A 12,296-nucleotide genomic window follows, 5' to 3' on the forward strand; every position below is an offset into this window, starting at 1 on the left:
GCAATGGTCGCATCAATATCAATGCCACTAATTTTCAAAATGAATCACGAATTGACTAAATATTTGGTCAGCATGACATACTGGGAAGATCGGTCAAATGATCATTGAGGATCAAGTAAAATGGTGAATCAACCGTTGCTATTTTAAGCAGATTGAGTCAGATGGGCTGAATAGTTACATTCAGTTTTAATTTTGCTGCATCCAAATTGCTGGAAGTTTTTTACAATCAACAGAACATGCATAAACAGCGTGGGTGCTAGCTGCCCCTTTAGGTAAAGTAAAATCACAATATGCTCTGCGTCTGCTCGTTTAAGTTCAGGACTATTCCAATCTCTTTGATAAATAGCTCTATCCATCGCAGTGACATCAGCTTCAGACAAAGTTAATAACTTGTTTGATAACTTTTCATGTCCTTCTGCATACTGGATTAATTGTTGATATTGCGGGGTGAATAAAAGGCGTTGACGCTCTATTTTCTCTTTCTCAGAAACCGTTTGTTTACCGATAGAATGAGTGCTTTCAGTTTCGCTAACAGAGCGCACGGGAAGACAACAACACAGCAAGTCCAACATACCTAACAACCCAAATAATCTATTTACCTGCATTTTAGATAAATGGTTCCAAGTTGTTATTAAGATTTCTTCATAATTCAAAACATTTTTTGAGTAACAAGGAGACTCTGAGGGATACTCAGCTGTTTTGTGTAAACTCCTGCAATGTTATGATAAGCAATATTTTTAAAACTCATTCCACCCAATATGAACGTAATCGATGAAGCTCAGCTGAATAAACAGCCATTTGATCATGATGATGAATACATCAGCCGTACAGAGTTCAAACACGAAAGTGCTGAAATCCAAAAGTTTGGTGAGCAATTAGCTGCATTATCTAAAAAGCAGTTGCAAATGATGGAGCTTGATGAGTTCTTGTTTGATAACTTAGTTAAAGTAAAAACCATCAAACCCAAAACTGAAGCCTATCGCCGTCAAATGCAGTATATTGGCAAACTGATGCGCACTGCAGACTTGGATGAAGTGAAACAGAAGTTTCAAAAACTGCATTTACTTACGGGTAATGAAACGATTCAAGTACAAAAGTTTGAGCGTATTCGCGATGAAGTTTTAGCCGAAGGCGACAGTAAAATTCATGAGCTGATTTCAGAGCACCCACAGCTGGATCGCCAAAAGTTAAGGCAACTTGTACGTCAGGCAAAAAAAGAACTGGCTAAAAACCCTGAGTCCAAAGCCAATAAAGAGTTATTCGTTTATTTACGTCAAAATTGGTGATATGCGAAGTAGTAACTGCCGTTAACTACTTTTGCTTGCCAACGCGTTACCGTTCACATCAATTAACAATGTGTATTGAGGTTAATTGGTACGAACGGTATTATTCATCTTAGCCTTCAGGCTTTCGACTTCTTGTTCCAATTTAGATAAAGCTTCTGATCTTATTTTATCATCAGCTTTGGTATGAAACGGCGTTTTGAAACGGTTTGAAATTTGTTGACATTGTTTTAGCGCTGACTGAAGCTTAGATTTATCTTCCGCATCACCACTTTTTCTGAGTTCAGACGATGCTGCTAAAACAATTTCTGCACTCAGCTCTAACGCCGCCTTACATGCTTCATCTTTCTTGAGCTCCCAGCAAGACAAGTAAATTAGCCTATCTAACACTGGCTCAACCTCATCCCAACTAGTTTCAGAACTTTCAATCCTCTTCCACACCCTTTTCTCTTGTTCAAGAATTCTACGAGATGCAACCCCAGCCCACGTTTGTACATTCTCCATATTTTGCTGAGCAGCTCCGCTTCGAGATGAACCTCTTGTGCTCAGTCTTCCCTCAACGAGCGACACCTCATTAAGAAAGTGCTGATAATTTGCCAAACTCTCGAGAGCCACTGATGTTTTCAATTCACTATACTGTTTAGCCAATGCTACACAGTGAATAAGGGTTGTATTCAATCTATCCATATCACTAGGATCACGAAACAAGCGAACTTTTCTCGATAACGTTGATACTGTTTTCATATGCATATCAAGCAGCTTTTCAGGATAAGCACTCGTGTCACGCATGATGTATCTCTCCAGTAAATAAATACTGAGTTCTTTGAGTTTCTGGGCCGCAACTTGGCTCGCTTGAGAATCATATTCCTCAACGCCCTCACTCTGCTTTTCTAACGGCTCAAGTAATGCAAAAAGGTTTTTGCCTGCAAGTTGCTCTTGTTTTATCCAGCCATAAGGAGGATTGCCACGACCTACATTATCGATAACTTGTTGAGCTTCAGCGCTCAACAAACCAACATATTGTTGTTTTATGATTACTAATATTTCCTTTAACTGAGGAATTGTCTCAAACAATTGCTGTCTTCGAGATTGAGGAAAATTACTCGAATCGGTAATATCAACAAATTGAATAAATTTATTAGCAAGAACAATATAATACTGATGAAGTGAAACAGGATTTTTCAACGCCTTAACTTGTTCCAACAAACCTATAAAATTGTAAAAGAAATCACTAAGCTCGTCAGCGGTTAAAATATCATCCATCGAATAGAGTTGCTGCGTGATACATTGCTCTATACAAGAATTTATTTGGCTCTCTACTTCTCTAGCATTGCTACCGAAGTCTTGCATCTTGTTTAAATAAGCAATCGCGAATACCAAAGCCGCACATGTTGGATCACTTCCATCAATTTTTGCACGGTATTCATCTACCAACATTTTACACACTTGGTATAAGGCTTTTTGAATTTGCTCCAAAGGCGAAATGCCTGAAGTTGCTCCAGCATGAGCTGAATGCGTAAAGTCAACGCATGGACTTTGCTCTGATTCAAAGTCATTTTTTAATAGGCTCAACTCACAATGGAGGTTATGTAATTTGGCTAAATAAGCTTCTGAAAACCATTTAGCCATGCTCTTGCCCTTAACCAATACCTCAAGTTGATGTAAATTTTCTGTTAGTGAATGTTCACGATTAAAGCTACTGCTGTTTTCAGTTTCATCGGCAAGATTGACTGGTGAGGATGATGTTGAATGATCTGTACTTTTCTTCCTTTCATTCGATTTTGTTCTGGAAATTTTACGTTTAATAAATGAGAACGCACTTTTAGATTTGCTTTCTGGGATTTGACTTGCATCATCCGCAATATCAAAAATATCTTTGGCCGTGATGACTTCAACAGATGAACTGCTCGATAAACTACTATTATCAGATTCGGTTTTAATTAGCTCACTCTGCCAATATTTCACACCTTTACACAATCTCTGAACCTCTAATAGTTTATCTAGAGCGCTTTTTACCGATCTTCTGATTTCAGGTGAACTGACTTCCAATCTCTCACCCGTCAACACATCTGTTGAATGTACGGCATCTGGCTCAGCCGCAACGAAGTTATATTCATCAGTTTCAGAAGTATAGGGCGATACTGCAGCAAGTTGAAGATCAACAATGGTGACCTGATAGCGATATATCTTTGAATTGACAACAACCTCTAAAGCTTGAGAGACCTCCCCTTGTTTAGGAAAGTTTTGTTGGCAGAAGAATTGTAAATTTTGATTATCGCTTAATGCGTCTATAGACATAGGGTTGTTAAGTCGTGAATTAAGAGGAATGATTTAACTGAAAGATAGTGATTTATAAAGAGAAATATTGAAGTCTGAAGTAAGATTAATTTAAAGGAAAGGTTAGCCCCACCAAAAGCGGGGCTTAAAGCCATTAAGCAGTACCACCTACTGTTAGGCGATCAAGTTTAAGCGTTGGTTGACCAACACCAACAGGGACACTTTGACCGTCTTTGCCACACACACCAACACCATGATCTAAGGCTAAATCATTTCCAACCATGCTAATCTGACTCATAGCTTCTGGGCCATTACCAATTAATGTAGCGCCTTTAATAGCCTGTGTGATCTCGCCTTTTTCAATGAGGTAAGCTTCGGATGCTGAAAACACAAACTTTCCAGAAGTAATATCCACTTGTCCACCACCAAAGTTAGGAGCGTAGATACCATTCTCAACGGATTTAATGATCGCTTGTGGATCGCTGTCACCCGCCTTCATATAGGTGTTGGTCATTCGCGGCATAGGCAAATGAGCATATGATTCCCGTCGGCCATTACCCGTTGACTCCTCGCCCATTAATCGAGCATTCAGTTTGTCTTGCATGTAGCCTTTCAGAATGCCGCCTTCAATCAAGGTCGTTTTTTGAGTCGGCGTACCTTCATCATCCACAGTTAATGAACCACGGCGGTGCTCGATTGTGCCATCATCAATTACCGTCACTAAGCTTGAGGCAACTTGTTCACCAACACGACCAGAAAACGCACTACTGCCTTTACGGTTAAAGTCACCTTCAAGACCATGGCCTACGGCTTCGTGCAATAACACTCCCGGCCATCCATTACCTAAAACTACCGTCATTTCACCGGCAGGAGCATCGATGGCATGTAAATTCACTTGTGCTTGTCGAACGGCTTCACGGGCAAATTTAAAACTCACTGGCAACCCTTCATCATCGGTTTCCATGAAAGCTTCATAGCTATGACGGCCACCGCCACCAGCCGCGCCACGTTCACGCTTGCCGTTTTCTTCAATCAAGACGCTACAATTGAACCGAACCAAAGGACGGATATCCGCACTTAGCGTACCATCGCTAGCCGTCACTAATATTTCTTCATAAACACCAGATAAACTGATCACCACTTGGGCAATACGTTCATCTAAACTACGAATGTAGGCATCAGCTTGTTTGAGTAGATCTATCTTTCGCGATTGCTCCATAGCTTCGATAGGATCTTGGCTATCATATAGAGCTGTCTGAGTTGTGGCTTTGGCCGCTTGCACAGAGTAACTGTTTCCTGAAGCCGCAATTCCTCTCGCAGCCAAAGATGCTGACTCTAATGCATCTGGAGTAATTTCATCGGCATACGCAAAGCCTGTCTTCTCGCCAGTAATGGCTCGAACACCGACACCACGTTCAATATTAAAACTGCCTTCTTTAATGATGCCATCTTCAAGCACCCAAGACTCATGGCGACTCCCTTGGAAATACAAATCGGCATAATCAATATTATGCTGATGGATAAGGGTTAAATAGTTCGAAAGGTTATCTAGACTTAGCTTATCGCCAAGTAAACTTTTTCCCACTTGGGTTAACATCAAATTTAATTCTCTATCTATTTTACAGTCTATTTCAAAACTGCTGATTGGAAGCGTTTATGCTCGAGCACAGGCATTTCATTGCGAATTCTGTTCATTTTAGCGAAATCTGGCTTCGCCTGCACCCAGCCAATATCAGAAGGCTTTTCAGCCATAATCTCACCCCAAGGGTTAACGATCATACTGTGACCCCATGTTTCACGACGGCTGGTAGGATGTTGCCCCCACTGCGCCGCTGCAACCACATAGGTTTGGGTTTCAATGGCTCTCGCTTGCAAAAGCGTTTGCCAATGGGCTTTCCCTGTAACCTTAGTAAATGCTGCAGGCAATGCAATAATTTCGGCACCTTGCTCTCGCATTGCCTGAAACAGCTCCGGGAAACGCAAGTCATAACAAATCGCTAAACCAATTTTACCTAAAGGCGTGTCAACTACGGCAACATGTTCACCTGGGCAAAATGTTTCACTTTCACGGTATTGCTTAGTACCATCTGCCACGTCAACATCAAACAAGTGCAGCTTATCATATTGACCCATAACCTGACCTTGCGGATCAAACACATAGCAACGACTGTAAAAACGACCATCTTGAGAAAGTTCAGGAACGGTTCCAGCAACTAAATATACCTGATATTGTGACGCTAGCTCAGCCAAGGCTTGAGTAAAAGGGTTTTCATTTCCTTCCCCCAGTGCACGGATTTGCAAACTCTCATGGCCACCAAATAACAGTACACACTCAGGTAACACCACCAATTGCTGCTCATGTTCAACTTGTGGGAGCATTTCAAATTGTTCACGTAAAAATGCTAAGTTTTCATCGAAGTCTCGTCCACTTCGGCATTGCAATACGTTGATCTGCATCTTACCCCTCTTTTAGCTCTTGAGCATTCGTCACAGGTTTTGTCGCTTTAGGCTGATTTTGTATTGCTGGCTTTGGCTTTTCCTGTGGCTTTAACTCTTGCTGAACCTCGGATTGTTTTGCTGGGTTTGTCGGTCCATCCTTTGGCGTTTTTTCTCGTACAGCACTTGGGTTAACTTTTCGTAATACAGCATCAGGAATTTCAATCTCTTTACTCTTACGCTCAACTTCTTCTAGGTTTGGTTTAGACATAGTACCGGTTAAACGAAAACGAATTTCTGATATCACTTCAATCACGGGCTCTAATACCTTAGTCAGCGCAAACGCCCCCAAACCTATAGCCCAACCTGGAGTACTGAGTAATACCACTGTCGGTACACTTGACGCTAACTTAGGAGAAAAGCGAACATCATAGTTGAGACTTTGTTTAGTGAGATCGGTATACCCACGTACTCGCATTGTACCTGCTACCGCATCCATTTCGGTATTGGTGGTTTTGACTACACCATCATCAATCCGCAAATCTCCTGTAAATGAATTGAAGTACAAGCCTTTGCCAAACACATCAGAAAAATCGAACGACAGTTTTCTCAGTAATGAATCCAAACTAAACAAAGAGAAGATCCGCGCACCTTTGTCACTGACTTCCGATAAGTGACCTTTACCTAGATGAAAATTCACATCACCGTTTAAACGTGATAAATCAAAATCATAAGGAGCGCCTTGCCAATGAGTTGTCAATTTTACTTTTAGCGGTGCATCTTTGATCCCAGGGCTAACTCCTAATTGCTTAGAGATAGCATCGAATTCTTGCGCATCAATATTAACGTTAAGTTGCGTAGCGCCATAAGTATTTTCGGTCGGTGCAGACCAATCACCTGAGCCAATCACTGTCGTTTTTGGGGTTGTTAAAGCAATATGATGCAGTTTGTAGCCTTGTGATTCAGGTTTACCTTGAAACTCGAAATGACCTAGCTCAAGTCCCTTAAATCGAAAATCCTTGGCCGATATAGTTAATACTGGAAGCCCTTTTAACACTTCAAGATTCTTCTCACTATTTATGATCGAAGGAACATGCTCTGATTCGGATGTCTCAGTTTTAGTTTGATTTTGTGTTTCTTGATCTGAAAAGAGGTAGAGTTTACTGGCATCAATGCTTATCCCTTCAGCGTCCCAGTTTTTGTGAAAAGTTAGTTGGCCGGCAAAGTTATCTGACGATGCATGGAATACCCATTCACCTTGTTCTGGAGCGGCATTCATTTGAACATATTTAAACGGTTGTCCGATAAAATCCAGCCGTTCAATTTGCGATTGGATCGACACAAGATTTGGAAAAAAATGCGGCTTAGGTGTAGTACTCAATCCTAAATGAACCGGTGCTTTCTCTGAGGGTAGCGTAAAAGCATCAATGACTGGCAACCATTTTTCTAAATTAGCCTGCTGTAATTCAGTGCGCAGCTGGCCACCTTGAGAATTTAGGACATCTCCTGGTTGGAATAAACGCCCAATGATAATATCGTAGGCTTTAAGTCTATCTTGATTAATTGGATCTAGACTCCCCCAAAACTCAGCTTGGTCGGCCAACTTGACACTCATAGACAGTTGTTTGTTATCCCCTACAATCTCAGCTTGCAACGGCTTTTTCTCTTTCGTTGTTTTAGCTAACATTTCAGGTAAATCTAGGGTGACCCCCACTAAATTTGAACCCACAGTTCCTTGCAAACTGTAACCAGAATCGCTGAATACCATCTTCAATTTGGCTTTTAGATCCATGTCACCAGAATAAAAGGGGGACAGCGGGTTTTCAAATTCTACAGGGAGTTTACTGAGATCCCAGTGACTCCCTAAGGTTAAATGTAAGTGAGTCTCATCGGCTTTGGGTTCAGTATCAAATGATAACCGTGTCGGTTGCTGATATAACAATGCCGTGAGGCCATCGCCTTCAACGGTGTCATTTTGAAACCGAACATCACCTTTAACTTTTTGTAATTCAATCCCAGGCTCAGAAATATAAATCGGATTATCTTTAAGACTGATTTGACCACGAATTTGCGCTTGGCTACCTTCATACAATGGAATATCAAGATCCAACACGCCTTTGACTTGCCCTTGAACTTGAACGATATTCAGCACTTCCCCTACGGAATCTGACAGAGGCGAAGATTGTAAAACCTCAGTAGCGTCCTCTCCTTTGGGATACAACTCAGCTTGAACACCCAGATGAGCATGCTCATCCATTACAGGAATAAATACGTGCGCACCATCGATCGGTACTTTAATCAATTGACCTTTGTTGACACGAAGATCCATGCGATCATTTTCAAATAATGCAGATAACCATAATTTATCAATATCTGGCCAATCGGGTTGAAAACGAAATGTCGCATCCGCCAATTCAAAACCCGCCTGAAAGACACCACTATGATCGGTAAAAGGAAAGTCACTAAAACTTCCCTGCCAAACCACTTTGGCTTTTGGAATGTTACCCGCCACTAACGCACCAGTGAGGTAATCCGTTAAATCCTTACCCATTGCCAATTGCGGCAAATATAAAAACGCATGACCCACATTATGTATGGCAACGTTAGCCGAAAGCGCTAATCCAGCTTTTTGAGATAAATCCACACTGGCTTTGCCTTGAATATCAATGTCTGAATTAAAAAACCTGAACTTAGGTAAGGTTAACAGCCTATCAGATAGAGCCATTGTCGCGATTATTGGTTCACCTTTGAGATGTAAAGTTTCTACAAATTCCTCACCAAAATCCAGTTGATAATCTTGTTCAGGCAATGACACAAAGAGCTTGTCATCTTGCAAGCTTACCCTAGCATCAAAAGGAGCGGCTCCCAGACCATTATTAACAGACTTCCAACCGACTTGCTGTAATTGGCTTGATAGCAGTAACCCAGTATTTGGAGCATAACTTAATTGAGTCTCATCAATATATCCTTGAGGTTTAAGTTGATGCCATTGAGTGATCATTTGGTTGGATACTTGCGGGATCAAAGGCAGTAAAGGTTCCAGCCATTCCAAATTGATACTGGTTATTTGGCTCAATAGCTTATGGTCTTGATAGTCAGCCGCTAATGAAAAACCATGCCAATGCTTATCATTACTGACAAAATCTAAGCGATCGCTGCGTAGCCTAAAACCATTAGCGGTGTTAACCCAGCTAAACTCACCTTTATTAATTTCAAAGCGTTGAACATCGTCATCTAAATTCCACTTTAGCCAACTTGGTTTGAAACGAATTAAGCCTGACTGCCAATTTCTATTTTCAAATTTTACCCAGCCCTGAAGGTTAATCACCCCTTGTAAATGAAGAGCGGCTAATTGGTTTTGAGTGCTTTGATGCTTAGCACTCCATTCTCCTAAGTCCAAGGCATTGGCTTCTAAATATACTTGCCCTTTGATGGTTTCGGGTTGATAGCCGTCACCATTGAAATCAAACTGTAGTGCAAGATATTCAAGAGCATCATGATTATCATCTAGCTTTAATTCACCCTGCCCTCGATGACGGTCACCACGGTTTAGCCAATGAAAATTTTGAATATGTATAGGCTCGAATTGGCGATCATGGCTCAATAACTCAATACTGACATCAGATAGAGAATATCGATGCAACTGTTCAAACAGCAATTGATACAGCCAATCTAATTGGTCTGGTGGATTATTTTGCTTTAACTCTTGAACCGTATCTTGAATGATCTCTTCAGTAACCTTGCCCTCTTCAGCTTCTATCTTATTGAGCTTTAGACCGATATGAACGCCATCAACCTTCACGTCTTCAATTTTTGGAGAAAGGGTAAGTAGCGTTTGCCAAAAATCCAATTTGACTTGTACTTGCTGTAAAATCAGTGTTGCTGGTAGCTTATCTTGTTCAGGCAGCACCAGATTATCAACGGTGATAGCAGGTCCATAAGCCTGCCACTGAGCCGATAAGCCACCCACATAAACTTGAACGTGATAGGTGTCTTCAACAAATCGAACTAGCTCATTACGAGCGTCATCTAACTGAGGTAATAACCCTCTTATTAAACTGACCAGCAATGCGAACAGCACCAAAAAAGCAGCCAGAATTTTCAAGCTGATTTGTAAGGTACGAGAAAAGATTGCTGTCCATTGCACTATATCATCACCACGTCGTATTTATTTTGCGGGTACATAGGTTCGACATTTACGCGAATGCGTTTGTTCACATAAACTTCTAATTCCGCTACTAAATGACTTTCATCACCCGTTAAGCTTTGATGCACAGATGGAGAGCAATACAAAATAAATTCATCCGCATCGTAGGTTTTATTTAAACGAATCACTTCACGAAATATTTCATAAGAAACGGTATCAACAGTTTTTATACTGCCGCTACCTTGGCAAACTCCGCAAGGCTCACATAACACATGCTCTAAACTTTCCCGTGTTCGTTTACGGGTCATTTCCACTAAACCTAACCCTGAAAAGCCGCTAACACTGGTTTTAACTTTATCTTTATCTAAGTTCGCTTGCAGGCTATTAAGTACACGTTGCTTGTGGTCTTCATTGATCATATCGATAAAATCAATGATGATGATGCCGCCTAAGTTTCTTAGTCTCAACTGACGAGCAATAGCTTTGGTCGCTTCAAGGTTAGTATTAAAAATCGTTTCTTCTAAATTACGATGACCAACAAAAGCACCTGTGTTGATATCGATGGTAGTCATGGCCTCGGTTTGATCTATGATCAAATAACCACCGGACTTAAGTTCTACCTTCCGCTCTAACGCACGCTTTGATTCGTTTTCAACATCGTACAACTCAAAAATGGGTTCTGAGCCTTCGTAGTGTTCGATCTTAGATGCAATTTGCGGCATAAACTCGTCAGCAAACTGAACTAACTCTTTGTAAATGCGCTGAGCATCTACTCGCACTTTTTCTAAATTGGCGCCTGCAAAGTCGCGCACAATCCGGACTTGTAGAGGTAGGTCTTGATACAACAAACACGCCCCTTTACGGCGGCGACGTTCAATCACTTTTTGCCACACTCGTCTTAAAAAAGCGGCATCTTGCTTGAGTTCTTCTTCGCCGACTCCTTCTGCAGCGGTGCGAATAATAAAGCCACCATCTTCATCAACAAAAGGCTCGGCAATGGCTTTTAAGCGATCTCGCTCAGAAAACTCAATACGTTGAGAAACACCAACATGACTGGCGCCGGGCATAAATACCAGATAACGGGAAGGAAGCGTGATATCTGTCGTTAAACGAGCACCTTTAGTACCCAGTGGATCTTTCACCACTTGCACCATGATAAATTGCCCTTGCTTTACCAGCTCAGCAATATCACGAACGACAAAGTTTCCTTTTTCGACTTCAGCAACGCATTCAGTATGAGGCACAATATCTGAGGCATGTAAAAAAGCCGCTTTGTCTAAACCAATATCCACAAAAGCGGCTTGCATACCCGGCAAAACTCGACTGATTTTGCCTTTATAAATATTGCCTACTAACCCCCTTTTTGTTCGGCGCTCAATATGCACCTCTCGCAATGAGCCATCTTCAACTAGGGCCACTCTTGCTTCACTAGGAGTAACATTGATCAAAAGCTCCGAATTTTTATTTACCTTTGCTTTTGATTTTTCTTCTGAATTCATTGTATTGGTCTCTATTTGGCGCGATTCCCTTTCCCTGTAAAGTTACTACGGCATCCTGCAAATGAGTTTTGCTATTTTAATATTTGTTTTAGTAATGCTTGGGTTTCAGCCATAGGCAAACCGATCACAGCGGAGTGACTACCACTGATTTGCTCAACAAAAGTGCCACCAATGCCTTGAATACCATAAGCACCCGCTTTGTCCATTGGTTCCCCAGAGGCAACATAAGCCTCAATATCAGTATCAGAGAGTTCGGTAAATTGAACCTGTGTTGTTACACAGCAAGCCAAAACCTCTTGTGCCGTTACCAAAGCTACCGCCGTCATTACTTGATGGCAAGCACCAGACAAACGAGATAATATCGCTTTGGCATCCGTTGCGTCTTTAGGCTTACCCAGCACTTTATCTTCAATGACTACAATCGTATCTGAGCCAATCACCACGGTATTTTCATCATCGACTAATGACAATCCTGCTTTGGCTTTTTCAATGGCTAACCGCTCTACCAATTGCTTAGGCGTTTCATTCTCACATTGAGTTTCATCAATATCTGGAGACACACACTCAAAAATTTGCTGCGGCCAAAGCTGTAAAATCAAATTCAACAGCTCTTTTCGTCTAGGAGAAGTAGACGCTAATACTAGTCTTTTCATA

At 41.3% G+C, this 12,296-nt stretch carries 8 protein-coding genes; 1 reads left to right on the top strand and 7 read right to left on the bottom strand.

Annotated elements, in window-relative coordinates:
• Nucleotides 1-143: 143 nt before the first annotated feature.
• Nucleotides 144-605 (bottom strand): hypothetical protein, encoded by a 462-nt coding sequence (locus tag D5018_RS14105; protein WP_121839643.1) that lies wholly within the window; start codon nt 603-605, stop codon nt 144-146.
• Nucleotides 606-758: 153 nt separating this feature from the next.
• Between D5018_RS14105 and yjgA the strand changes: the two genes are divergently transcribed.
• Entirely contained in the window at nt 759-1,286 is a 528-nt protein-coding gene (gene yjgA / locus D5018_RS14110; protein WP_121839644.1) for a ribosome biogenesis factor YjgA, read from the top strand.
• An 81-nt stretch (nt 1,287-1,367) separates the two neighbouring features.
• On the opposite strand, the gene D5018_RS14115 is transcribed toward yjgA, so the two are convergent.
• The 6 genes from D5018_RS14115 to D5018_RS14140 all read right to left on the bottom strand — a co-directional run bounded on the left by D5018_RS14115 (nt 1,368) and on the right by D5018_RS14140 (nt 12,295).
• Complete coding sequence (locus tag D5018_RS14115; RefSeq protein ID WP_121839645.1) at nt 1,368-3,581, bottom strand: hypothetical protein; 2,214 nt, start codon at nt 3,579-3,581, stop codon at nt 1,368-1,370.
• Between the two features lie 133 nt (nt 3,582-3,714).
• Complete coding sequence (tldD, locus tag D5018_RS14120; RefSeq protein ID WP_121839646.1) at nt 3,715-5,157, bottom strand: metalloprotease TldD; 1,443 nt, start codon at nt 5,155-5,157, stop codon at nt 3,715-3,717.
• 29 nt (nt 5,158-5,186) lie between these two features.
• Nucleotides 5,187-6,017: a carbon-nitrogen hydrolase family protein gene (locus D5018_RS14125; RefSeq protein ID WP_121839647.1), complete on the bottom strand. Its 831-nt coding sequence runs from the start codon at nt 6,015-6,017 to the stop codon at nt 5,187-5,189.
• A gap of 1 nt (nt 6,018) precedes the next feature.
• Nucleotides 6,019-10,143: a YhdP family protein gene (locus tag D5018_RS14130; RefSeq protein ID WP_165905073.1), complete on the bottom strand. Its 4,125-nt coding sequence runs from the start codon at nt 10,141-10,143 to the stop codon at nt 6,019-6,021.
• Entirely contained in the window at nt 10,143-11,642 is a 1,500-nt protein-coding gene (gene rng / locus D5018_RS14135; RefSeq protein WP_121839649.1) for a ribonuclease G, read from the bottom strand. The genes D5018_RS14130 and rng overlap by 1 nt, the downstream gene beginning before the upstream one ends.
• A 71-nt stretch (nt 11,643-11,713) precedes the next feature.
• Nucleotides 11,714-12,295 carry a Maf family protein gene (locus tag D5018_RS14140; protein WP_121839650.1) on the bottom strand — a complete coding sequence of 194 codons (582 nt, stop codon included), beginning with the start codon at nt 12,293-12,295 and terminating at the stop codon, nt 11,714-11,716.
• Nucleotide 12,296: the final 1 nt, after the last annotated feature.

It is taken from the genome of Parashewanella curva (genome assembly GCF_003675895.1).
GTDB lineage: Bacteria > Pseudomonadota > Gammaproteobacteria > Enterobacterales > Shewanellaceae > Parashewanella > Parashewanella curva.

What these genes read in the sequence shown, in the direction of transcription:
- D5018_RS14105 (WP_121839643.1), bottom strand. Translation starts at nt 605, where the DNA reads ATGCAGGTAAATAGATTATTTGGGTTGTTAGGTATGTTGGACTTGCTG.
- yjgA (WP_121839644.1), top strand. Translation starts at nt 759, where the DNA reads ATGAACGTAATCGATGAAGCTCAGCTGAATAAACAGCCATTTGATCAT.
- D5018_RS14115 (WP_121839645.1), bottom strand. Translation starts at nt 3,581, where the DNA reads ATGTCTATAGACGCATTAAGCGATAATCAAAATTTACAATTCTTCTGC.
- tldD (WP_121839646.1), bottom strand. Translation starts at nt 5,157, where the DNA reads ATGTTAACCCAAGTGGGAAAAAGTTTACTTGGCGATAAGCTAAGTCTA.
- D5018_RS14125 (WP_121839647.1), bottom strand. Translation starts at nt 6,017, where the DNA reads ATGCAGATCAACGTATTGCAATGCCGAAGTGGACGAGACTTCGATGAA.
- rng (WP_121839649.1), bottom strand. Translation starts at nt 11,642, where the DNA reads ATGAATTCAGAAGAAAAATCAAAAGCAAAGGTAAATAAAAATTCGGAG.
- D5018_RS14140 (WP_121839650.1), bottom strand. Translation starts at nt 12,295, where the DNA reads ATGAAAAGACTAGTATTAGCGTCTACTTCTCCTAGACGAAAAGAGCTG.